Below are 22,667 nucleotides of genomic sequence, written 5' to 3'. Positions count from 1 at the left end.
AAGAGAGCAATTCCATGACATCGCACACCCAGCGCAAGGTCGCCATCGTGACCGGAGGGTCTCGTGGCATCGGCCGGGGCTGCGTGGAACGACTCGCGGAAGACGGGTTCGCCGTCGTCGTGGGCTATGCCACCAACGTGGCCGAGGCCGGCGAAGCCGTCGCCGCGGTCACGGCGCGCGGCTCCGAGGCGCTGGCAGTGAGTGCCGACGTGGGCGACGAGACCGCGGTCGCAGGTCTGTTCGACGCAGCCGAAAAGACGTTCGGTGGGGTCGACGTGGTCGTCCACGCGGCCGCACGGATGACGCTGGCGCCGCTGGCCGACTTCGACCTCGACGAACTGGACGAGATGCTCCGGATCAATGTCCGCGGCACATATGTTGTGTGCCAGCAGGCCGCGCGGCGGCTGCGCCCCGGTGGCTCACTGGTCAACTTCTCCTCCTCAGTGCTCGGCCGTGCCCTTCCGAACTACACCGGCTACGCCGGGAGCAAGGGTGCGGTGGAGGCACTGACATTCATCCTCGCCCATGAACTGCGCGGGCGTGACATCAACGTCAACGCGGTCGCGCCCGGTCCGACCGGCACGGAGATGTTCCTCGAAGGCAAGACCGACGAACAGATCGAGTTCTTCGCGAAGGCGGCGCCCCTGGAACGGCTGGGCACGCCGTCCGACATCGCCCAGGCGGTCGCCTTCCTCACCAGTGCCGCAGGGCACTGGGTGAACGGACAGACGATCAAGGTCAACGGCGGCCTTCACTGAGCCGCGAGACAAGAGGGACCGGCATGAGTGTGCGGGCCGTACCGATCGGCCAGTTCCTCATCGCCGTGTACGGCGGATACTTCGGCGGAGCCGTAGGCATCCTGATGGTGGCCCTGTGGAGCATCGGCCTGGGCCTCGATACCGCAGCCGGCAACCCGATGCGGATCACCCAACTCGCGGCCGTCTTCCTCACCTCGGGCGCGCTGTTCCTGTTCACCTCGGATGCACTGCGCGCACCCCTGCCTCTGGTCACCCTGCTGGCCGGTGCGACCGCTGGGGGTTTCGTCGGCGCCCAGCTGGCCCGCCGTCTTCCCGCCCGGCTGCTGCGGGGCGTCCTCCTGGCAACGGCCACGGTGACGACCGTCCTGTACTTCCTGCGCGGCTGACCATGCAGGGAAGTCACGCCTGGTCAACTCCATCATCGAGAGCTGAAGGCTGACTGACGTGATCGAAAATGGTGCCGGAACCACGGTCCGGTACACGGATGCGCGCGGGCGAGGCTGGTGATGGCCTACGAGGCGAACTGGCCGACCTCGCCCGTGCGTGTGTCCCGATCGGCGAGCACGAGCTGAACCCCGAGGGCACCAATCGTTCACCGGGCACCGTGCCGGCCGACGCGGCCCGAGTGATCGGAGCTGCGCCACGGTTCTTCGAGGCCGTGGTCGTGTACGAGCGGATGGGCGGTGCCGACTGGCAGGTCGTCGGCAATGTCCTGGGCGTGTCTGCGCGTACCGCGCGGGTGCGCTTCGCGGAGGCCGAGGCCGCCTTCCGGGAACTGCTCTCCCCCGAAAGGGGGTCAGCCGCCGGCGAGGCGGAGGGGTTGCGCGCCTACATGGCCAGAGGCCGCAGGGCGGCCGGGACGACCAGTGCCCCGGTCGCCCTGCCCGTGCTGTCCAGCATCCAGCCCATGCGTTTCGGGGTGCGCAAGTTGATCGCGTTCTCCCGCACCTGGAGCTCGGGCAGGCGCGCCCCGAAGAGCCGCTCGATGTGGAGGATCTCCGCCACGGTGCGGGTCCACACGGTCATCGCGAGATTCGTCTCCCCCGTGGTGGAGACGCACATCCTGAGCTCCGGCAGCGTCGCCAGGGCGGTGACGGCACGATCGTGGCCGGCCGGTTCGACCCGGGCCGTCCAGGTGCTGCTCACCGACCAGCCGGACACCTCCGCGGCCAGCTCGCAGCGGAACGACACCAGGCCCGAGCCGAGCAGGCGGCTGAGCTGGCGGCGTACGGTCGCGGGGTTGCGGCCGGTGGCCCGGGCGAGGTCGGCGGCGGTCGCCCTGCCGTCCTGAGCCAGCGCCTCGATCAGCGGCCATGCATCGAAGGGAAGCGCCCCGGACGCCGCTCTGGACGTGGTCGAGGCGAGCCGCTCGAAGGCCGCCACCTGCACCGGGTCCAGCGCGTCCAGGCGCCAGTGGCTGCCGTGGCGGTGCACGGCCGTCGCCACGTGACTTCGCTGGCGCGCGACACCGGGCAGGCACTCCAGCGCGTCGAAGAGGAACGCGGTCAGGGCGGGCAGGTCGCGGGTGATCACGGTGAGCAGGAGATCCCGGCCCCGTGTCGACTCCTCAACGGTGACGACCCGTGCGTCCTCACACAGCGCCCGCACGACCCCGGGCCGCGTCCCGGGCAGGCAGTCCACCTCGACGAGCGCCAGCGTCACGTCACGGTAGGCGTTGCCGGGCTGCGCGCTCACCCACGCCAGCCCCGCCGACCTCATGCGCTCCCACCGTGCCACCAGCGTCGCCCGGGTGCCACCGAGAATGCGGGCGACGTCCGTCCAACTGGCGCGAGGGGCGATCTGCAGAGCATGCAGGAGCTGCAGATCGCGCTCATCCAGCTCATTGCGATGCACGAAACGACTCTGATTCCTGACTACTGTGCACGATTCGATCGATTCTAGCTCAGGTGCGCGATCGCTACCCACACTACTCACAACGACGACGGGAGGCCCATGACGTGACGATCCAGCAGGAAGCGCAGGCACTGGCGCCCGAGTTGACGGTTCTACGGCACACACTGCACACCCGTCCCGAGATCGGCCTCGACCTCCCGCGCACGCAGGCCGAGGTCGTCCAGGCGCTGAGCGGACTGCCGCTGGACGTCTCGCTCGGCAAGCGTGCCACCTCCGTCACGGCCGTCCTGCGTGGCAGTGCGCCGCAACCCAGCGGGGCGCGGCCGGCCGTGCTGTTGCGCGCAGACATGGATGCTGTACCGGTCCAGGAAGAGACCGGGCTTGCTTACGCCTCCCGGTCCGCAGGCGTGGCGCACGCCTGCGGACACGATCTGCACACGGCGATGCTGATCGGCGCGGCGCGACTGCTCGCGGCCCGGCGCGCGGAACTGCACGGCGACGTGGTGCTCATGTTCCAGCCCGGTGAAGAGGGCTGGGAGGGCGCACGCACCATGATCGAGGAGGGAGTGCTCGACGCCGCCGGGCGGCGGGTCCAGGCCGCTTACGCGCTCCACGTCTTCTCGAACATGGCGCAGGGTTTCTTCACCCGGCCGGGGGCGATGCTCGCCTCGTCGTCGGCGCTGCTGGTCACCGTGCGGGGCGAGGGCGGGCACGCCTCGGAGCCGCACCGGGCCCGGGATCCCATCACTGTCGCGGCGGAGATGGTCCTCGCCCTGCAGACCATGATCACTCGCCGGTTCGACGTGTTCGAGCCGGTGGTGCTGACCGTGGGGAGCCTGCATGCAGGCACCCGGCGCAACGTCGTCCCCGCGACCGCTGTCTTCGAGGCGACGGTGCGTACCCTGTCCGACTCGGTGGCGGAGCAGGTCGGGCAGAGCGCGCTGCGACTGCTGCACGGCATCGCCGACGCCCATGGAACGCGGGTCGATGCGCGGTTCGTCCGCGAACGACCGGTCACCTGGAACGAACCCGGCGAGACGGCGTTCGTCGACGCAACGATCCGCGAGGTATTCGGCGAGGACCTGCACCGGCCCTTGGCCCATCCGTTCCTCGGCGCCGAGGACTTCTCCCGCGTGCTCGCCGAGGTACCCGGAGCCATGATCGCGCTGGGTGCGCTGCCCACCGGGGCGGACCCTGCGCACGCCCCGTTCAACCACAGCGGTCGCGCCCTGTTCGACGACGCGGTCCTGCCCCTGGGTGCCGCGCTCTATGCCGAACTCGCGCTCCGGCGCACCCGTGCCGCCCAGCCGCCGTCCCTCGACACCGCGAGGGTGCCGTACCCCAGCCCCACCCCGCCGCCGGAGGCCCGCCCATGAGAGAGCCCGGCCCCCTCGCTGTCACACGACTGCTGCCGAGCCCTCGCCATGACGGTCGCGAGCGTTTTCGTCGCGGCCGGTGTGGCAGTCCTGCCCGGCGGGTACGTCGAGATGTTCCCTACGGGGATCGGCAGGGTCGGCCTCGCGGTGCCGTACTCGATGGCCGTTGCCGTATTCGGCGGGACTGCGCCGTGCCTGCAAACCTGGACGGCGAGCATGTCGGGCGTGCCGCTTTCAACGGCTACGTCGTCGTCCTCCTGCTGGTGTCTGTGCTGACCGTCATCGCCTTGCCGGAGACCACGCCGGCCGAACTCGGGTCTGCCGCTGCCGGCACCGACGGAAGAAATGAGGAACATGAGACTGCTCGAAGCGCTCCGTCACGGTATCGAGGCGATCGACCTCGCGCAGCCGTTGGAGACCGGCATGCCGGTCTCACCCACACATCCGGCCTTCCAGTTCGCGCTCCGTCAGCGGCACGACGACGCGGCCCGCGCCGACGGGATCACCGGCTCGCACGAGATGATCGTCCTCGGCGGTCACGTCGGGACGCACATGGACGCTCTGTGCCATGTGGCCGTCGACGGCCACATGTTCGGCGGCGTCCCGGTGGCCGACGCCCTGCACGGCGGACGCTACCGGGTGCACGGAATCGACCAGGTGCCGCCGCTCGTCCGCCGCGGTGTGCTCTACGACGTGCCTGCCGCACGCGGCGTCGACCGGCTCGGACCGGGCGAGCCGGTACGCCTCGATGACCTGCGGGCGCACGGTGCGGCGCAGCCCGAGCGCGGCGATGTCGTGCTGATCCGCACCGGCTGGGCACAGCACTGGAACGACCCGCCCGCCTATCTCGGAGACGAACGCGGAGTCCCAGGCCTCGACACGTCCGCGGCCGCCTGGCTCGCCCAGTGCGGCGTCGCGGCGGTCGGCGCCGACACCATCGCCCTGGAGCACATCCCACCCGGGGCAGGCCCCGCGGCGCTTCCCGTGCACCGCCTGCTGCTCGCTGAGTGCGGCGTCAACCTCATCGAGGTGATGAACCTCGAAGCCCTCGCCGCGCGCGGCGCGGAGGAGTTCCTTTTTGTCGGCGCGCCTCTGAACGTCCGGGGCGCCACCGGGGCACCCATTCGCCCTCTCGCGCTCATCGGCGCCTGAGGACACGGACACCGGTCTCCTGGTGTGCTGAAGACGCTCCCGCCTCCTCGTGGAACCGCCCACCGTCTCGGACGTCGACGGGCCGAACCGCCCGTCGAGACCGACTCGCCCGGACTTCTGGAACTCCCGTGGCGACGCCCACCGCTGTGTCATCCAGTCAAGGATCGTGCGCAGCCAGGCGCGTCATCGCCGTCGTCACCGCTGCGGGCAACCGCGTCGTGCCCAGGTCTCCCGGTTCGACCGCCTCACGACAGCTCGCGCACCTCGACGACGCATAACTCAAGGGTGATCAGGCGGCAGTGGGTGGGATCTCGGTGCCTGGCTCAGGGCGCAGGCGGAAGCGTCCGCGGTCGCTTCGGACTGTCCCGGCGGTCGGCTGGGGGAAGTGGGTGCCGAGCAGCAGGGTGTCGGTGCCCGCCACGTGGTTCAGGAGGCGGGTGCGGGTTCGGGTGCGCACCGCCTGCTGGGCGTCGGTGTCGACGCAGCTGGTGAGATGTGGGTGGGACAACTGCACCGGGTGGTGGATGCTGTCGCCGGTGATCAGGGCCGTGCGGTCGGTGCCGCGCACTTCCACGGCCACCTGCCCGGGTGTGTGGCCGGGGGCCGGGACAAGCCGGACCCCGTCGGCCATCTCGTGCCCGTGGTCGGGTACGTCCACGGGGACGTACTGTCCGCTGTCGCGGACGGGGTGCACGGAGTCGCGGAACATCTGGCGGCGGTGAGGGGGCATCGGCCTGCCCCCTCACCGCCGCTCGCTGCCCCGCTCAAGCCCGGAGGCCGCCGTCGACCGACAGGGCAGTGCCGGTGACGTAGGAGGCGTCCGGCGAGGGCAGCCGCACAGCCGCGGCCGCAACCTTCGCGGACTCCGCCAGCCCGCGCAGCGAGGTCACGGCCGCCTGCCGGCCGGCATCTGCGTACCTGCCGAGGCGACGACACCGTCGAACATGGCGGTCTTCGCCAGTGCCGGGCGCAGCGCGTCGACCCGGATGCTGTCCGGACCGTAGCCCACGGCGGCCACCTTGGACAGGCCGACGACGCCGGTTTGGCGGGCGCTGTCCTCGTCCAGGTCGAGTACGGCGACCACGGCCCCGCGCCGGGCGAATTCGAGCGCGTTGGCCCGCCCGATCCCACTGTCGGCGCCGGTGATCAGACCGGCCTTGCCGGTGTAGCTGCTCATGCCAGCGGCTCGTGGTTGACCCAGATCGCCTTGTACGGGTGGCGGCCCTGCCAGCGCTTGATGAGGTCGACCGCCCCGGGCATGGTGAAAGCCGCGTCCAAGGCATCGATGTCGGCCAGGCGCAGTTGCAGGACGGCGCTGGCGACGGCCAGCGGAGCGTGGTCGTCGCCCGGGACGCGGATGTGGTGCTGGGCAGCGAACGACTCGACCAGACCGGAACCCATCACGAGCTCCTCGAACTCCTTGAGGTACTGGCGCAACGCGCTCTCAGGAATCGGACTGTCGAACGCTACGATCATCGTGTGGTGAATCATGTCTGCAGTGAACAGGCGATTTTCCCTTGCGTCCAAGATCTGACCGTTCTCATTCCATTCCTGGCAGGAATGGAATAAGCGATAGCCTTGTGCCATGGCTGAGCTGGAGACCCGCGAGCTGGAGTACTTCGTCGCTGTGGCCGAGGAACTGCACTTCGGTCACGCCGCGGCCTGCCTGGGGATCGCGCAGCCGGCCCTGTCCAAAGCGATCCGGCGCTTGGAAGCCCGGCTCGGAGTGAAGCTGCTGGAGCGTTCCAGCAGGCACGTCGCCCTCACGCTCGCCGGCGAAGCACTCCTGCATCATGGCCGGCACGCGCTCAACGCTGTCAGCGCGGCTGCCGAGAAGGCCCGCCGGGCCGGCGATCGACAAGCCCACCTGCGTTTGGTGATCAAACCCGGCAGTGATGCCAACCTCCTGTCCGCCATCCTGGCCGCCTACGCCGGCCGGCCCGACGCCCGCCAGGTGGACATCCTCTTCGGCGGAGCCACCGACCGCGCCGATCACCTGCGCGATGGCCGCGCCGATGTTGCCCTGCTGTACGCGCCGTTCGACGACATGACCGGTCTGGACCATGCAACCCTGACGGTCGAAGGACGTGTAGCGATCCTGCCGCCGGACCACCGGCTCGCTTCTCGCTCGGAGGTCACCCTCGCCGACCTCGCCCAGGAAACACTGCCACGCTGGAAAGGCGTGCGCTGGACCGGAGCGCCCGGGGCCGGGCGGGGGCCCGAGGTCACGGACACGGCCGAAGCCCTGCACATGATCAAGCTGGGACGCACCGTCGCGATCTTGCCTCGCTCGCTGGCTCAGCCGATGCACCCCGACCTCGTCTACCGGCCCGTGACCGACGCCCCCGACAGTGAACTTGTCCTCGCCTGGCTGCGGGACGACCACCGGCGCCTGGTCGCATCCTTTGTCGCTGCCGCTGTAGATGCCTCAAGGACGACCTGAGGGGGCGGGCGATCGGAACCGTCGGCCTTACGCTTGACCGTCACGGTCTTGACGCGGCCTTGTACGGGCCGGTGCTGGTGCACGCGTACGTGTCCGACACCTTGCAGACGTACACGGGTCTGGGCATCGTGCGGGGTGGAGTCCCAGCGGCAGCCGTCACCGTCCTTCGGGGAGTCACGGTGCCGAAGTGCCCGCAACGGCCGTTGTGGCAGGTGGCGGAACCACCCACCGACCTGTGGTCGGGTCGGACTTGACCTGCCGGCCACGCCTGGCGGAATGGACCGAGAGCGTGCAGCCGCAGCCCGGCGCCGGCCGCGGTGGCGAGCACGGCGTCAACGCCCTTGACCGACTTGCGGCGGCCCATGGAGTCGGCCCCTGTCAGCGGATAGTTCGCCAGCCGTACGCCACGTTTGTCGTGCCGGTCAACTGGGTTCCGTCCCCGCTGCCGATCCGACCGTCGCCCCGTCGCGGCCCGGCACGTAGCGTGGACGGCGGGCCGGGTTGAGGCGGTAGGCGGGGTCGAACGTCTCCCGCTCGTACGCCTTCGCCGCGGCATAGGCGTCATCTGTCAACTCTCCGTCTCCGGCGAGGAGAGCGCGCACCAGCCCGGTGCCGTACGGGGTGTTGTCGTGGGCGGACAGGATGACGAGTCCGGGCAGCAGGCGGTGGAGCCACTGGATGCGCCGCACTGTGTCGACGAAGACTTCCTGCGCGCCCGTCTGCATCTGCAGAACGTCGTCGACTGCCAGGTGCAGGATGGTGTAGAGAGCGTCACCTGCGAGCAGGGCGTGCCGACCGCCACCGAGGCCTACGAGGGCGCTCGTGCTGCCGGCGCTGTGTCCCGGAGTGGGCAGCAACTGGAACGAGCCGTCACCCAGCAGGTCACAGGAGCTGTCGAAGCCGCCGATGGCTGGTCCGTCGAAGTCGACGGGACGCCACTTACGCACGCCGGCGACAGACTTGGGGAACGCGAGCGGCGCGAGCCCGGCGATCATGGAGTCGCGGGCGTCGTACTCAGCACGGCCGAGGACGACTTCGGCATCGGTGAACAGCGGCAGCGAGCCGATGTGGTCCTCGTGGAAGTGCGTGATCACGACGGTGCGGATGTCCCGGGGCGTTCGGCCGTGCCGGTCGAGCTGTGCCTCGATCCGTTGGTCAGCGGGAAGGTCGTATTCGTCCTCGTCGGTGACGTACTCCATGATCGTGCCGCCGTAGTAGGCGTCGTGTGTGTCGGCCTGGGCGGGGGAGATCCCGGTATCGACGAGGATCGGACCCGCGGTGGGGTGCTCGACGAGGTAGGCGTGGATCGGAACCCAGATGAAGCCGGACGTGGCGGCGGCGAGGTTGAAAACCGAGAAGCCGTCGTGGCCGCCGTAGAACTGACCGTAGGGGACCTTCGTGCGTCCGACACGGAGTGGGAAGACCTTCATGATCCCTCCAGGAACGATGAGTGCCAAAAACGCGGAACTGTTCAGTTCCGCAATGGAACAGGCCTCAGCATAGCCCTGGGTAACTCGAAACGCTACCGTTCCGTTTCGTGTTTCAGGTAGGATGACGGCCATGGACACCCGACGTCGTCGCGGCAGCCGCGGTCCAGCACTGCAGGAGAATGTCACGACCGCCATCGCCACGGCGGCTTTCGATGAGCTGGCCGGCAACGGCTGGACGCGCCTGTCGATGGACGCGGTGGCCCGTCGTGCGGGGGTCGGCAAAGCCGCTGTCTACCGCCGTTGGCCCTCCAAGGAGGCGATGCTGCTCGACCTCGTCCAGGACCTCGTCATCCGTCATCTGCCTGATGTTCCGGACACCGGCGAACTGCGCGGCGACGTTCGTGCGTTTCTCGAGCTGACGGTCCGGCAGGCCGCTGACCCCCGCGTTCTGCCTATCGGTATCGATCTGCTCGCAGAGTCTCAGCGTAATCCTGCCCTTGCCGCATCCCTGCGGGAGGCTGTCGCTGTCCCGCGCCGCCGCGCTGCCGAAGAGATCCTGCGCCGTGCCGTCGACCGCGGGGAACTGCAGGCCGGCCTTGACCACAGCCTCGCCACCGACCTGCTGATCTCCCCTCTCTTCTTCCGTCTGGCGATCACCAGCGAGCCCGTCGACGGCCCCTTTCTCGACCGCATGACGAGCGCCCTCGTCGCCGCCGTGGCCGCAGCGGGCCAGTGACCCGGGTTTCAGTCGGTGCCCAGCCGGTCGCGGGGGACCGGCACGTGACGGTGCCGACCTCCGTTATGACCTTGCAGCGAGGCCCTCGCCCGTCTGCCTGAGCTCGCCTGCGGCGGTCTTCTCGGCTGCGAGCGCGGTTCAGCAACTCTGCGGACAGTCCGTCGCCACCGCCGAGGACGACGCCGGCTGGCTGGCCTTCCTGCGCTCGCTGATCGCCCGCGGCCTGTCCGGCGTGTCGTTTCGTCGCTCCTGCGGAGGTCGTGAATGCTGTCGGTTGTCGGACTGCTGGAACGAAAATCCCGCCCAGGGGGATGTCCGAACCTTCAGGGGCACGTGCTCGGTGTTCGCTCAGGACGTTCAGATCGAACTCGAAGGACGGGTCTCGCGCGACACCGATCCGATGCCCGCCGCGACCCCAACGGGCCGACCGGCTCGCGGAACATGACTTCCAGGACCAGCGGCCCCCCGGCGCCTGCCCGCCGCGTGAGCGAGGACTTTATCGGGGATGTGTTGCCCTCTTCAGGGAAGCCCCCCCGCAGGCGCAGACGCAGACGCGGCAATCGGCAAAGGGCCGCCGCGTCCGCGTGCCTCCTGTCGCGTCGGGACCGGCCTGCAGTACCGGAGAGGGACCCGCTACCCTTCTTCATCGACTGGGCCTCGTGGCCTTTCGGCGACGATGCACCGTCGCCCTGATGTGGCTGGCCACCTCGGCCGTCGTCTTTGCCGCCTCCCAGGCCCCGGAAACCTCCGACGAGCGGTTTTCCATGCCGGGCATCGAGGCGCAGAAGGCCTATGACCTGGCGGATGAGCGTTTCCCCGGGGCAACGGCCGACGGCGCGACCGCCCGGGTCGTGTTCGTTGCCCCGGACGGGCAGAAGGTGACCGCGTCCGACAGCGACCATCGAGAAGGCCGTCACGACCATCGAGAAGGCCGTCACGGAGCCGGCCGACGGCCCTCAGGTCGACAGGGCCGATGATCCCTTGGCGCGAAAAGAGGACCGACGTGGAGTCATCGTCGCTGGTCCCGGTGCCAATGGTTTCCACCGAGCCGAAGGCGGAGAACCCGCTGTGCGGGCGCGAGCGTATTACTCGCCCGGTTGTCCTGTGGTATGCGGAGTGGTCGCGTGCGTGCTTCCCTCCGGCCACAGTGCACGGGCGGCGTCCGACAGCCTGTCAACTCCTGAGGGACCCAGGACTGTCAACTGGAGAATGAAACCGGGCACGATGGTCGCCATCAACTGGGCGACTTCGTCGGCTGAGGCCCCCGGGGGCAGGGCGCCGGCATTTTGATGCTGCCGCACGATGTTGACGATTTCACCGCAGGCCTCGACGATTGTGGCTTTGATCCGCTCGGTGAGTGCTGGGATGTACAGGGCTTCGGACCACACCAGCAGCGAGAGGGCGGCGAAGCCGTTCTCTGCGTGCTTCGTCTTGATGACCTCGAAGAGATCGGCGAGTGCTTCCCCGATGCCGACCGTGGGTCTTCGATCGGCCAGTTTGCGGACTTCGGTGACCACCTCGCCCAGGTTCTCCTCGGCGATCGCGACAATCAGGTCCTGCTTGCCGGCGAAGTACCTGTACACGGCTCCCATGGACAGGCCTGTCTCTGTCAGCACGTCCTGCATGGTCGTCGCGTGGAAGCCGTTGCGTACGAAGCAGCGCCTCGCGCCGCTCAGGATCTCTGCGCGGCGGGCATCTAGGTACTCCTGGCTCACCTTGGGCATGCTGCCAGCGTACATGAAAAAGTGAGCGGTCGTTTTTCTTGACGGGGGGCGGCGGTCGGTGCACAGTTGAAAAAAGAGAGCGTGCGTTCGCTTTTTATGTCCTGCGTGCTTCCACGGAGCCCCGCCCGGGCCTCCCTCATGCGCAGGACGCAGTTGTGCAGCTGTGTGTCCGATCCGACAGGCACGGATGGCCGCTCAGCGTTCCGAGTCCGCTCGCGGCCCCATGCCCCTGCTCTTGGAAACTCCCCGCCGAGCCGTGGGCGCCGCGGTCCTGCCAGAAGGAGAAGGAATCATGAAGAAGCGGCTCATCGTCGCCGCAGCCGCCGCGGTGCCGGTGGCGCGCCTGGCCCGCAGCTTCGCGTCGTCGCCACTGCCTGCACCTCCCCCTCTGTCCGACTCGATTCCGATTCCCGAGGCCAATCCACCGGCGGAACTGGACGTCGTCGCGGTGCCGACCGGCGTGAACAAGCGCGTCGCAGCCTACGGTTACCGCGGCGGATCGTTCTTCGAGAAGCGCGACTTCAACATGGGTGCCGTCCTCATCAGGCACCCCAGCGGTGATCTGCTGGTCGACACCGGGTTCGGCCGCGGCATCGATCAGCAGATGACCACCATGCCGCGCTTGTTCCAGCGCATGACCAAGTACGAGATGTGGAAGCCGGCCCGGGATCAACTCGAGTCCGCCGGCTACGACTTCGGTCGGCTCGCGGGCATCCTCCTCACCCACGCGCACTGGGACCACGTGAGCGGTCTCCCGGACTTCCCCGGGGTGCCGGTGCTGGTCACCGAGCGAGAGAAGGCCGCCCTCGGCAGGGAAGGCATGCACGGCTACTTCGGCCCACCCTTCAGCGAGACCAGCATCCCCTGGAGCGTCATCCACTTCGAGTCCGGTCCCTACCTCGGCTTCCCTCGCAGCCACGACGTTCACGGCGACGGATCGATCGTCTGCGTTCCCGCCCCTGGGCACACCCCGGGCAGCATCATCGTGTTCGTGACGCTCACCAACCACGTGCGGTACGCCCTGGTGGGGGACCTTGTGTGGCAGCGCGAAGGTCTCACCCGGCTGGAAGAGCGTCCCTGGCTGGTGCGGAGGTTCGCTGATCTGGACGCGGACGGCAACCGACGCAATCTCCTGCGGATGGCCTCCATCCTCCAGCGTATCCCCGACATGATCGTCGTGCCCGCCCACGACCAACGCGCCTTCGCCGAGATGACCACCCTGCCCAACGTGATGACCAAGGGCCTCATCCTCTGACGGCGTTCGGCCGTGGCTCGACGTAGGACGCCGCCACCCCGTCCAGGGCCGCACGCGTCCGAGCATGCCTGACAGCGGGTGACGCCGACCTTCGATCGACCATTCGACGCTGCGAGTTCCCCGGCCGCTCGGGCTTTGGGCCCGGCCCTCAGCGTTTCACCGGAATGTTCTGAGCCGACGAAGAGAGAAACTCGTGACGAAAGCAAGCAGTGACACCGCAACGGAACACAACACCGAGATGGCTGCGCCCCGGGTCGCGCACGCTGTGGCCAGGGCCCTGAAAGACAACGGGATCGACCGTATCTTCCTGGTCACCGGTGGCGATCTGCTCCTCTGGCAGGCGCTGCGCGATCACGGCATCGCCATGCACCTCGCACGCAGCGAGGCCGCGTCTGTCGTCATGGCCGACGCGTACGCCCGGGTGACGGGCAAACCCGCGGTTGTCTACGGGCAGTGGGGGCCGGGCGCGGCGAACGTCGCTGGAGCGCTCGCGGATGCCTGGTGGGCACACAGCCCCCTCGTCGCCATCACCAGCACGGTGTCCACACAGGTCGAGTACAAGAACGAGTACCAGGAGCTCGATCAGCCGCCGATGTTCCAGTCGATCACGAAGTGGCAGGCGCGTGTCACCCGCGCGGACCGCGCCGGAGAACTCGTCGCTCAGGCCGTGCGCACCGCGGCCGCGGGATGCCCACGGCCCGTGCACCTCGACATCCCCTACGACACGATCATGGAAGTCGCGCCGAACGCCCGCTACGCGCCCGCCCTCACACCCACGCCGCCGGCCCCGTCGGCGAGCGCGGTGGACGACATCGTCAGCAGGCTCGCCCGGAGTGAGCGGCCGGTGATCCTCGCCGGGAACGGAGTGCTGCTCGCCGAAGCCGCGCTCGACCTCGTAGAACTCGCGGAGACCGCGTCGGTGCCCGTCGTGACGACACTTGGCGGGAAGGGCGCCATACCCGAGAACCATCCGCTGTCGGTCGGCGTCGCGGGACGCTACTCAAGCAAGATCAGCAACGCGATCGTGCATGAGGCGGATCTCGTCCTGGCCATCGGCACGGATCTCGGAGGTCTCGCGACCGACACCTACACGCTGCCCTCGGCCGCCACCGACGTGATCCAGGTCGACCTCTCGCCCGAGGCCATCGGCAGGACGCGCGCCGTGCAGGCGGGTGTGGTCGCCGATGCCGGCGAAGCGTGCCGCTCACTCGCTGCGGCGCTGACCTCGGAGCCGGTCACCGACGCGCGCCGCACGTGGTGCGAGTCCGTCCAGCGCAGGCGCGCCGCCTGGAAAGAGGATTTCCAAGCAGTGGCACGCCGACCCGCCGCCGGGCATGTGCGGCCCGAGGCCATCGTCTCGATCCTTCGGGAACTCACCCACGAGCGCGACCTGCTCGTCGTGGACACGGGCTTCATGGGGGCCTGGGGCGGCGCCCTGTTTCCCGTCCACTCGCCCGGCCGGACCTTCCTGCGCGCCGCCGGCACACTCGGCTGGGCCTTCCCCGCCGTCCTCGGAGCCCAACTCGCGGCGCCGACGGGGCAGCGTGCCTTCGCGCTGGTCGGCGACGGCGGTTTCGGCTACAACGTCGGAGACCTCGAGACCGCGATGCGACTGGACATCCCGGCGGTGACCATCGTCCTGAACAACGCGAGTCTCGGCTACGAGCACGTCGGCTTCCAGCACGCCCTCGGAGGCGACGTCGTGCACGAGGTCTGCGATTTCATCGACGTCGACCACGCGAAGGTCGCCGCCGCGTACGGGCTGTTCGCGGCTCGTGTCGATTCGGCGGAGGACTTCAGGGGAGCCCTGAAGCAGGCGATCGCCGGCGCTCGCCCGGCACTGATCGACGTCGTGGTCGACAAGGAACGGATCGCCCCGGTCACCACCTTCGACGCGCTGCTCAAGCGCGACGTCTGAATCGGCCCGGTGACCGATGACCGCGACGACGGCATCTTCCGCACGACGACGTGCTGATCGGCCGGTCCACCGGTGTCTCACCGCCCTGAAACGCACCCGCACGCTCGGTGTTCGGCTGTCGAGCACAAGGAGATCACCATGCGACCGCCACTGATTCCCCCCTACGGAGCTGACGCCGAGCAGCGCCCCCTCTACGAGGCCTTCGAGAAGATGATCCAGGCCGAGGAGTACCGAGGCTTCGAGGCCAGCGACCCCGACGGTGCGTTCGTCGGGCCAGGGTGGTGATGCTCCACTTCCCCGACCTCGCGATGCCACTCGCCCAGTTCATCGACGTCGCCCAGAAGCTGCCGGGCCCGAGCGAGCGGGTACGGCAGGTCGGCATCCTGACCCTCGGCGGCAGGTGCGACGTCGCCTACGAGCTCTGCGCGCACACCCCTTGCCCTGCGCACAAGGCTGCGCCCGGACCAGATCGCGGCCCTGAGCGCCGGCTGGCGCCCGGCCGAGGACGAGCTCCTCGCCGCAGATGTCGCCTTCACCCTGACCCGCGGCGGCGCGGTGCCGGGGCCGCTGTACGACGCAGCGGTCGCCAAGCTCGGCCAGCCGGGCTTCGCCGCGGTCGCTTTCATCACGTCCACCACCTGGCGCTCGGCACCCCGCTCAACGCGTATGACGTGCTCGCCGGCCGCGCCGTGACCCAGACCGACTAGGAACGAATCATGCCCGATATCAACGAACTCAAGGCCATGCTCGAGCACCCGGAGGACTTCGGCACGTTCGGGCGCTTCACCGAGACGCCGGTCGGCCAGATGCCGCCGAAGATGCGCGAGGCGTTCGACTTCACGCTGAAGCTGCGCGGACTCGTGCCGGGTCCGCACAAGATCTGGGCGGCGAACCCGACGCTCCTCAAGACGGTCGCGCCGGTCGGTGCGTATTTCCAGACCAAGTCGACGTTGTCGAAGGCCGAGATCGAGATCGCCACCTGTGTGATCTGCGGGCGCTGGGGCGCCGCGTACGCCAGCTACGAGCACGAGAAGATCGGTGTGATCTTCGGAGGGCTCGAGGCGGAGAAGGCGCAGGCGCTGATCGCGGGGCTGCCGACCGCGTTCGACGACCCGCGGCAGCAGATGGTGTACGAGCTCTCCTCGACGCTGGCCGCCGCGCGGATCGTGCCGCAGGGGATGTTCCAGCGGGCGCAGGAGCTGCTCGGCGACGTCGGCATTGTGGACGTGACGGTCCTGATGGGCTGGTTCAGCGCGGTCTCTCTCACCCTGATGGCCTTCGACGTGCCCTCGAACGCCGTCGGTCTCGACCAGTAGGCCTCTCCCCACCGGCTCCTGGCCACCAGGTGTCCCCCCCCGTCGGCGCCGTCCTCCGCACGGGACGGCGGGGCATTCCCTCTCCAGCGGCTTCTCTCCCCCTGGCCGAAAACCGTCCCTTTCCGGGAAAAAATCGCATGTAGGACACGGTATACGTACTGTGTCCGTCCCCAAGTCCCAGATCAGCGTGGCCGGTTCGCGCGCCCAGGCGGTCACGCCCAGGGCGGTCATGCCGGTCGGTGGGGAGGCGTCGGTCACGACCTCGGCGGCCATGGGCACGATGACCGCGGCACCCAGCCCCTGCAGGATACGGAAAGCGATCACGAGTCGGCCGAGGGGAGGGAAACCGCAGGCAGCGGTGCGCGCTGCGAAAACCGCGAGACCGTTGAGCAGCACGCGCCCGAAGACATCGCCGAAGGTGGCCGCGGAGGGCGCGCCGCTCGCAGGGGACGGAGGGGGCCGTATCGCTGCGGAATTCTTCGTCGACGGCACGCTCCAAAGCCCGACTCCGAGAGGCCGGGGGGCGATGCTCCGGAGCACGGGAGCAGCGGCTGACCAGGGCGTGGCTCATCGTGGACTTCTGGCTTTGGCCGCCGGGCTTCGGTGCATTACCGGCGCGGTGTGTGCGAGATGCCTCCCGGCCCGCCGCTGCCGTGCGGCGCGCGACGGGCCGGGAAGGGGCGGCACTGGGCCGGGTCAGTCCTTGTGCTGGAAGGACGCCTTCTCGGCGGCTTCGGTGTCGGCACGGAAGCGGGACCACGCATCGGGGTCGCGGTCGAGGGCGTCGAGGAGGTACGCGGTGACGGCGTCGGCGACGAGGGCGACCCGGTCGGCGTCCGTGTCGGTGGTCTCGCTCACGGCCTCCCCGGCGATGCCGCCCAGGGTGTGCTCTCCGCCGGGGACGACGAGGAGGCGCTTGGGGGCGGGGCTGAAGTCGAAGGCGTCGAGGAACCAGTCCGGTCCCCGCGTGGACAACCTCGACTGGTCCTTGTCGCCCGCGATGACGAGCGCCGGCGTGGTCATGGTGGAGTAGTCCGGCCTCATGAAGGGCAGGTGCTCGACGGCGAACGGCGTGAGCGAGTCGCCCGTGCCGGTCGCCGCGATGAGCACGCCCGCCTTCGCTCCGCCGTGGGAGAAGTCCTCGCCCGCGGTGCCCTGGGCGTCGAACACGCGGGCGCCCAGCAGGGTGCCGACGGTCTGGGCTCCCCAGGAGTGTCCGACGAGGGCGACGCTCGTCCGGTCGGCGCGGTCGATCAGGTCGCCTGCCTCGGCCAGGATGGTGTCAAGGTGGTCCAGCACCGCGTGGAGGTCATCGATGCGCACGCGCCAGATGGTGCCGAAGCGCGGATCGTCGAACCCTATGGCGTTGCGGCGCGAGTCCAGGTGGGTCGGCTGCACGACGACGAAGCCGGCGGCGGCCCAGCGGTCGACCAACGGCTCGTAGCCGTCCATCGACCACGCGTTGCCGTGGGAGAAAACGATGACCGGAAGGCCGCGGCCCTCGGCCGGTGCGGTCACCTTGACCTGCAGGGGCACCGCCCGGTCACCGGGGGGAACGGTGATGGGCTTGATCGCGACGGTCTTCGTCCGGGATTGCGCAGGAGTGAACATGTGCAGACTTCCTGTGGGAAAGGTGCGTGCCGCATACTTGGCGGAACGACGTTCCGCCCCACATTAGCGGAACAATGTTCCGCGAACCAGAGGTGAGATCTTGTCCCGATCGGCCGGCTCCAGAGCAGCGGGCGCCGAGCGCACTCGCCAGTCCCTGCTCGCGGCCGCGGCGCAGGTGTTCGTCGAGCAAGGCGTCCAGGCGCCCATCCGCGACATCGCCGGCCGGGCCGGCGTGGGCCTGGGCACCGTGTACCGCCACTTCCCCACCCGGGCGGAGCTGGTCGTCGCCGTCTACCGGCACCAGGTGGACGAGTGCGCGCGACTCGCCGCCGATCTCGCCGGGTCGCCGAGGCCGGGCGAGGCCCTGTCGCGATGGATGGACGCGTTCGTGGAGTTCCTCGTCACGAAGCACGGACTGGGGGCGGCACTCCAGTCCGAGGACCCCAGTCTGCAGAGCCTGCACTCCTTGATGCTCGACACACTGGTCCCGGCCTGCGCCTCGCTCCTCGACGCCGCGACGGCCCGGGGCGAGCTCGACCCGGACGTCACCGCGTACACACTGATGCGAGCGGTCGGCAACCTGTGCATCCTGGGCCCGGGATACGACCGTGAGCACGCGCGGGCCATGGTCGCCCGACTCCTTGCCGGCTGCCGGACGACCATGCCCCCGGACGGTCCCGTGGCGGCCTGACGACGAAGACCCGCCTCGCCCCCCACGCTCCTGGCGAACGGGTCAGCAGCGGCCGAGTTCGCCGGAACCACGTCCCGCCTGCGGGTTTCCCGTCCGATCGGCCGACGGCCGACAAGCGGCGCAACACCTCCGCAGCCTAGGCCGACCACGACGGCGTCGGTCGTGGCCGCTGGAGCGAACGGCCCGCAGGCTTGCGGGCTGAGTCGCGGAGATCGGTCACGGTCGACGTGCCGCCCGAGCTCGGCCGGAGGCCGCCCAGTCCATCCATGCATCGACTCATGGATCGTGCGCGATGTGACCTGCGAAGGCTGCGGTGCCCGGTGCGCAGGACCAGCCTTACGCCGAGGTGCCGGATGAGGCCCTGCTGCTGGAGTTCGACGAGCGTCTCGAACGCCTCGGTGAGCGAGCCGGGCACGGGCCCTGGGCGTCACCGAGCCGGGGTTGACGTGACGGTATGGGCAGGAAGGGGTGATCGGTGGCCAAGACGAGCCGGTCCGCCCCGTACGTCAGGGCGAGGGGCAGCGCAGTGGGTGTGGCGGCCGCGGTGTCCACGCAGAAGCGGGGCCGCGCGGACGCCACGGTCAGAAGCCGAACGCCCCCCGCGGCCGATCCCGAGCCGGCCAGGCAAGGCCTCGTCACTGAGCCTTTGCCGTGCGCCCGGTAGAACAGGAGGTGGGTGGTGTGGCGGTTGGTGTTGTGTCGTCGGGGGATGCCTCGCTGGTGTGTTCCTGCCGTGTGGATGTGTGTTGTCGGGGTGTGTGCTCGCTCGGCACTCCGTCGCGGTAGGGGGCGAGGAAGCGGGTCAGTGCGTCCGGCATTGCTTCGGGTGCCTCTTCGGCTGGGTAGTGGCCGCAGTCGGGGATGATCAGGCTTTCGACGTGTGTGGCGGCGAGTTTCATGGTGTTTGCGACGAGGTCGCCGGAGTTGGCTTCGCCGGCGATGGCCAGGACGGGCAGGGTCAGGGGCTGTTCCTTGCGCTTTTCGTTCTGCGCGATCGTGGTGTCCAGCGCCCGGTAGAAGGCGAAGCTGGTGTGCAGGGCCTGGGGGTCGCACGCGAGGGTTTCGATGTAGTAGCGCACCCCTTCGTCGGGGAGTTTCTGCGCGGCTTTGCTGGCGAACTGGTTGCCGAAGTAGAGGTGTTCGCGGCCACGGACGAGTTGTTCGTTGAGCTCGCTGAGCCGGTTGATGCCGAAGTGCCACAGTCTGGTGTTGGCCTGGTGGCCGCCGAACAGCGGTGGTGAGGTGGACAGTCCCGGGATGGCGGCTTCCGCGACTGCGAGGCATTCGAGGCGGTCGGGGTGGTCGGCGGCCAGGGCGTAGGCGGTCCACATGCCGATGTCGTGGCCCACCATGGCGAACCGTTCGTGGCCCAGGGCGGTCATCAGGGCCGCCATGTCGTTGGCGCCGGGTTGGAGCGAAGGACGGCCTGCCGCCGGAAGAGGAATCGGTCATGGCCGTCCCGGACAGGGACACAGCGGTGGGTGACGGTCCGTCATGGGCGGTGTCCGGTGTTCACGGGCGAGTGAAGGTTCTCGCTATCCCACCCGGTGATCAGGTCGGTCAGGAGTTCCGCGGTGGCTTCGGGGGCTTCGACCGGGGGAGTGGTGGCTGATCAGGTCGCAGCCGGTGCCATCTCGGTGCCTGGCTCGGGGTGCAGGCGGAAGCGTCCGCGGTCGCTTCGGACTGTGCCGGCGGTCGGCTGGGGGAAGTGGGTGCCGAGCAGCAGGGTGTCGGTGTCCGCCACGTGGTTCAGGAGGCGGGTTCGGGTGTGCACCGCCTGCCGTGCGTCGGTGTCGACGCAGCTGGTGAGATGCGGGTGGGACAGCTGCACAGGGTGGTGGATGCTGTCGCCGGTGATCAGGGCCGTGCGGTCGGTGCCACGCACTTCCACGGCCACCTGCCCGGGCGTGTGGCCGGGGGCCGGGACAAGCCGGACCCCGTCGGCCACCTCGTGCCCGTGGTCGGGTACGTCCACGGGGACGTACTGTCCGCTGTCGCGGACGGGGTGGACGGAGTCGCAGAACATCTGGCGGCGCGCCTGGTCCATCTCCGCGTCGGCCCAGTACTCCCATTCGGTGCGGCTGGTGAGGTAGCGGGCGTGGGGGAAGGTCGGCTTCCAGTTTCCTTCGGTGAAGCGGGTGTTCCAGCCGACGTGGTCGGTGTGGAGGTGGGTGGTGATGACGAGGTCCACCGAATCGGGCGGGAAGCCGGCGTCAGTCAGGCGCTGCAGGTAGTCGGTCCTCAGGCGGTTCCAGGCCGGGTTGGCGCGTGTCTTGCCGTTGCCGATCCCCGTGTCGACGAGGATGCGCAGTCCGTCGGCTTCCACGGCGAAGGTGTGGCTGGCCAGGAGGAGTGTGTCGGCGTCGGCGAAGTCGGGACGCAGCCAAGCTGCCTCGTCGATCACGTCCGCGGTGGCCTCGGGCAGCAGCCAGGGCCCGGTCTGCGGTGGCAGAATGATCTCGTCGATGCGGCGGACGACGGTGCCTCCGAGGTTCCAGGCAGGGTGGGGCTGGGCGGGGGTGGCGGTGTTCATGAGCGAGTCCTTTTTCTCGAGGGTCGAAGTCCGGGCGTCAGGTACTGAGGGGGCGCCGGCCGCTGGTGGCCAGTGCCACGAGGGCTGACAGGGCGAGCAGGCCGGTCGAGCCCGCGTACAGCAGTACGGCGGTCTCGAGGCCGTATCTCATGGTCAGGAGTCCGGCGAGGACGGCCGGCACGCTCATCGCGAGGTAGCTGAGGACGTAGTAGGAGGCGAGGGTTCCGGCCCGTTCCTCCGGGGCGGCCGGAGGTAGCAGCAGCCGCAGTGCGCCCTGGGTCACCGCGCCGAATCCGGCACCTGCCAGCAGGGTGCCGACGAAAAGAGCGGACAGGCTCTGCAGGTACGGGCTGACCAGGGTCAGCAATGCTCCGGACATCAAGGCGATGGCGCCTGCGGTGCTGACCGTGCGGGCGGGCCGGGTCCGGGTGGCGCAGATGGCCAGGGCGGCACTGGCGGTGAGGGCGAAGAACACCAGACCTCCGGTCGTGTCTGGGGCATGCGGGGCGATCAGACGGGCGAGTTGCGGGCCGAGGGAGGAGTAGAAACCGCCGAGGGCCCAGGCGGCGATGACGCCGGGCGTGATGAGCAGCATGGCCGTGCGGGAGGCTCGGGCGACGGAGATGCCGGGCTGCAGCGACCGCCATACGCCGCGGTGTGACCTCGCGGTCTCGGCCGTGCGAGTGACGAGGGCGGTTTGCGTGGCGAACAGCAGGAGCAGCAGGAGGTAGACGGTGTGGGTGGGGGCGGGTGCGAACTGGACGAGTCCGGTCGAGGCGAGGACACCGGTCGCCATGCCGGAGACGGGGGTGAGGCTGTTGGCGAGCGCTGCCCGCCCCGGATGACGGGGATGCTCGAAGTCGAGCAGGGCGGCGCCGGCGGCGCCGGTGGCCACGCCGGTGGCCAGCCCCTGTACGACCCGGGCGGCGATCAGCTCCGTCACGCCCTGTGCGGTGGCGAAGAGGGCCATGGAGGCGGCCTCGGCGAGCAGCGCACCGGTCAGGACGGGGCGCCGACCCAAGTAGTCCGACAGGGTTCCGGCGACCAGGAGCGCCACCAGCAGCGCGAGCGCGTAGGAACTGAAGACGATGGTGACCGTCAGGGCGGAGAAATGCCACTGCGTCTGGTACTCGTCGTAGAGCGGGGTCGGAGCGCTGGATGCGGCCAGCAGGCTGACGACCGCGGACGCGTGCAGTGCGAAGGAGCCGCTGCGACTGAGGCGAGGAAGGGGAGGGCGGGGCAGTTGGGCCGTGATGGTGTGCATGAGGCCTTCCGGGCTATCTAAGGCTAATTTTTTGCGTTAGTTGAGACTAGCCCTCTTCCCCGGCTAAGGCAAACTTATAGCTTTTGTGTCTGTGGAGAGGTGCCGTGCCAGCCGCGGCTCCAGCCCGTTCAGAGCGGAGCGAGCGCTGCGGTGAACAGCCCGTGCGTATATGGAGCCGGCATCTCCGAAGGGCGGAACGGGATGCGGTACATCAGTGGGCGACGACGGCTAGGTCGTTTCTGATGGCTCTTGGACGATGTCGCGGAGCCAGATGACGATCGCTGCGACGGCCAGGGTCCCGTTGAAGATGCAGTCGCGTTTGTCGTACCGGCTGGCCACTGCCCGGTACTGCTTCCACTTGCTGACGCACCGTTCGACGGCACTGCGGCGGCGGTACTGGGCCTTGTCGAAGGCAGGCGGGCGCCCGCCTGCCCGGCCCTTGCGCTTACGGGCTGCTCGCTGGTCGTCGGGCTGGCGATGGTCGCCTTGATACCCCGTCGTCGCAGGTAGCTGCGGTTGTCGCGGCTGGAGTACGCCTTGTCGCCGCGGACGTGATCCAGCGCGGGCCTGATCGTCACCCCGGTGGTGCGGAACCTGCGGTACAAG

At 69.2% G+C, this 22,667-nt stretch carries 22 protein-coding genes and 3 pseudogenes; 12 read left to right on the top strand and 13 right to left on the bottom strand.

Features of this window, described 5'->3' with window-relative positions:
• Nucleotides 1-14: 14 nt before the first annotated feature.
• Nucleotides 15-758 carry an SDR family oxidoreductase gene (locus ACLU3S_RS08015; RefSeq protein WP_413951051.1) on the top strand — a complete coding sequence of 248 codons (744 nt, stop codon included), beginning with the start codon at nt 15-17 and terminating at the stop codon, nt 756-758.
• Complete coding sequence (locus ACLU3S_RS08010; protein WP_413951103.1) at nt 713-1,144, top strand: TSUP family transporter; 432 nt, start codon at nt 713-715, stop codon at nt 1,142-1,144. Before ACLU3S_RS08015 ends, ACLU3S_RS08010 begins: the two co-directional genes overlap by 46 nt.
• Nucleotides 1,145-1,586: 442 nt before the next feature.
• On the opposite strand, the gene ACLU3S_RS08005 is transcribed toward ACLU3S_RS08010, so the two are convergent.
• Nucleotides 1,587-2,612 carry an Lrp/AsnC family transcriptional regulator gene (locus ACLU3S_RS08005; protein WP_413951050.1) on the bottom strand — a complete coding sequence of 342 codons (1,026 nt, stop codon included), beginning with the start codon at nt 2,610-2,612 and terminating at the stop codon, nt 1,587-1,589.
• Between the two features lie 104 nt (nt 2,613-2,716).
• Between ACLU3S_RS08005 and ACLU3S_RS08000 the strand changes: the two genes are divergently transcribed.
• Nucleotides 2,717-3,988, top strand: coding sequence for a M20 metallopeptidase family protein (locus ACLU3S_RS08000; RefSeq protein WP_413951049.1), 1,272 nt, complete (start codon nt 2,717-2,719; stop codon nt 3,986-3,988).
• A 354-nt stretch (nt 3,989-4,342) separates the two neighbouring features.
• Nucleotides 4,343-5,140 (top strand): cyclase family protein, encoded by a 798-nt coding sequence (locus ACLU3S_RS07995; RefSeq protein ID WP_413951048.1) that lies wholly within the window; start codon nt 4,343-4,345, stop codon nt 5,138-5,140.
• 289 nt (nt 5,141-5,429) lie between these two features.
• Here the strand turns inward: ACLU3S_RS07995 and ACLU3S_RS07990 are convergent, their stop codons facing one another.
• From ACLU3S_RS07990 to ACLU3S_RS07980, 3 genes are all read right to left on the bottom strand, one after another.
• Nucleotides 5,430-5,870 carry a hypothetical protein gene (locus tag ACLU3S_RS07990; RefSeq protein WP_413951047.1) on the bottom strand — a complete coding sequence of 147 codons (441 nt, stop codon included), beginning with the start codon at nt 5,868-5,870 and terminating at the stop codon, nt 5,430-5,432.
• Between the two features lie 156 nt (nt 5,871-6,026).
• Nucleotides 6,027-6,317, bottom strand: coding sequence for an SDR family NAD(P)-dependent oxidoreductase (locus tag ACLU3S_RS07985; RefSeq protein WP_413951046.1), 291 nt, complete (start codon nt 6,315-6,317; stop codon nt 6,027-6,029).
• Nucleotides 6,314-6,631 carry a hypothetical protein gene (locus tag ACLU3S_RS07980; protein ID WP_413951045.1) on the bottom strand — a complete coding sequence of 106 codons (318 nt, stop codon included), beginning with the start codon at nt 6,629-6,631 and terminating at the stop codon, nt 6,314-6,316. The genes ACLU3S_RS07985 and ACLU3S_RS07980 overlap by 4 nt, the downstream gene beginning before the upstream one ends.
• 94 nt (nt 6,632-6,725) lie before the next feature.
• Between ACLU3S_RS07980 and ACLU3S_RS07975 the strand changes: the two genes are divergently transcribed.
• Nucleotides 6,726-7,583, top strand: coding sequence for a LysR family transcriptional regulator (locus tag ACLU3S_RS07975; protein WP_413951044.1), 858 nt, complete (start codon nt 6,726-6,728; stop codon nt 7,581-7,583).
• Nucleotides 7,584-7,609: 26 nt separating this feature from the next.
• On the opposite strand, the pseudogene ACLU3S_RS07970 reads toward ACLU3S_RS07975, so the two are convergent.
• Nucleotides 7,610-7,759 (bottom strand): annotated as a pseudogene (locus ACLU3S_RS07970) (RNA-guided endonuclease TnpB family protein); the annotation flags it as partial.
• 246 nt (nt 7,760-8,005) lie between these two features.
• Nucleotides 8,006-9,013 (bottom strand): N-acyl homoserine lactonase family protein, encoded by a 1,008-nt coding sequence (locus ACLU3S_RS07965; protein ID WP_413951043.1) that lies wholly within the window; start codon nt 9,011-9,013, stop codon nt 8,006-8,008.
• Nucleotides 9,014-9,143: 130 nt separating this feature from the next.
• On the opposite strand from ACLU3S_RS07965, the gene ACLU3S_RS07960 reads away from it, so the two are divergent.
• Both ACLU3S_RS07960 and ACLU3S_RS07955 read left to right on the top strand, forming a co-directional pair.
• Nucleotides 9,144-9,749, top strand: a complete 606-nt coding sequence (locus tag ACLU3S_RS07960) for a TetR/AcrR family transcriptional regulator (RefSeq protein ID WP_413951042.1) — start codon at nt 9,144-9,146, stop codon at nt 9,747-9,749.
• A gap of 692 nt (nt 9,750-10,441) precedes the next feature.
• Entirely contained in the window at nt 10,442-10,726 is a 285-nt protein-coding gene (locus ACLU3S_RS07955; RefSeq protein WP_413951041.1) for a hypothetical protein, read from the top strand.
• Nucleotides 10,727-10,834: 108 nt separating this feature from the next.
• Here ACLU3S_RS07955 and ACLU3S_RS07950 read toward each other — a convergent pair whose 3' ends face one another.
• A complete protein-coding gene (locus ACLU3S_RS07950) occupies nt 10,835-11,473 on the bottom strand; it encodes a TetR/AcrR family transcriptional regulator (protein WP_413951040.1) in 639 nt (212 codons plus the stop codon).
• Nucleotides 11,474-11,765: 292 nt separating this feature from the next.
• On the opposite strand from ACLU3S_RS07950, the gene ACLU3S_RS07945 reads away from it, so the two are divergent.
• From ACLU3S_RS07945 to ACLU3S_RS07930, 4 genes are all read left to right on the top strand, one after another.
• Entirely contained in the window at nt 11,766-12,728 is a 963-nt protein-coding gene (locus ACLU3S_RS07945; protein ID WP_413951039.1) for an MBL fold metallo-hydrolase, read from the top strand.
• A gap of 238 nt (nt 12,729-12,966) precedes the next feature.
• Nucleotides 12,967-14,646, top strand: coding sequence for a thiamine pyrophosphate-binding protein (locus ACLU3S_RS07940; protein ID WP_413951038.1), 1,680 nt, complete (start codon nt 12,967-12,969; stop codon nt 14,644-14,646).
• A 138-nt stretch (nt 14,647-14,784) separates the two neighbouring features.
• Nucleotides 14,785-14,931: a hypothetical protein gene (locus tag ACLU3S_RS07935; protein WP_413951037.1), complete on the top strand. Its 147-nt coding sequence runs from the start codon at nt 14,785-14,787 to the stop codon at nt 14,929-14,931.
• Nucleotides 14,932-15,362: 431 nt separating this feature from the next.
• Complete coding sequence (locus ACLU3S_RS07930; RefSeq protein ID WP_413951036.1) at nt 15,363-15,962, top strand: carboxymuconolactone decarboxylase family protein; 600 nt, start codon at nt 15,363-15,365, stop codon at nt 15,960-15,962.
• 696 nt (nt 15,963-16,658) lie between these two features.
• Here ACLU3S_RS07930 and ACLU3S_RS07925 read toward each other — a convergent pair.
• On the bottom strand, nt 16,659-17,573 hold the full coding sequence (locus ACLU3S_RS07925; RefSeq protein WP_413951035.1) for an alpha/beta hydrolase family protein: 915 nt from the start codon (nt 17,571-17,573) through the stop codon (nt 16,659-16,661).
• Between the two features lie 100 nt (nt 17,574-17,673).
• Between ACLU3S_RS07925 and ACLU3S_RS07920 the strand changes: the two genes are divergently transcribed.
• A complete protein-coding gene (locus ACLU3S_RS07920) occupies nt 17,674-18,264 on the top strand; it encodes a TetR/AcrR family transcriptional regulator (RefSeq protein WP_351367268.1) in 591 nt (196 codons plus the stop codon).
• 337 nt (nt 18,265-18,601) lie between these two features.
• On the opposite strand, the pseudogene ACLU3S_RS07915 reads toward ACLU3S_RS07920, so the two are convergent.
• The 5 genes and pseudogenes from ACLU3S_RS07915 to ACLU3S_RS07895 form a co-directional block, all read right to left on the bottom strand.
• Nucleotides 18,602-18,702 (bottom strand): annotated as a pseudogene (locus ACLU3S_RS07915) (oxidoreductase); the annotation flags it as partial.
• Nucleotides 18,703-18,899: 197 nt separating this feature from the next.
• Complete coding sequence (locus tag ACLU3S_RS07910; protein WP_413951034.1) at nt 18,900-19,658, bottom strand: alpha/beta fold hydrolase; 759 nt, start codon at nt 19,656-19,658, stop codon at nt 18,900-18,902.
• A 218-nt stretch (nt 19,659-19,876) separates the two neighbouring features.
• Nucleotides 19,877-20,797, bottom strand: coding sequence for an MBL fold metallo-hydrolase (locus ACLU3S_RS07905; RefSeq protein WP_413951033.1), 921 nt, complete (start codon nt 20,795-20,797; stop codon nt 19,877-19,879).
• Between the two features lie 37 nt (nt 20,798-20,834).
• Nucleotides 20,835-22,061, bottom strand: a complete 1,227-nt coding sequence (locus ACLU3S_RS07900; RefSeq protein ID WP_413951032.1) for an MFS transporter — start codon at nt 22,059-22,061, stop codon at nt 20,835-20,837.
• A 228-nt stretch (nt 22,062-22,289) separates the two neighbouring features.
• Nucleotides 22,290-22,667: pseudogene (locus tag ACLU3S_RS07895) on the bottom strand (transposase); the annotation flags it as partial.

Origin of the sequence: Streptomyces sp. AF1A, assembly GCF_047340315.1 — a bacterium.
Lineage (GTDB): Bacteria > Actinomycetota > Actinomycetes > Streptomycetales > Streptomycetaceae > Streptomyces.
The sequence above is the reverse complement of the archived record's forward strand: the minus strand, read 5'-3'. Positions and strand labels throughout refer to the sequence as shown.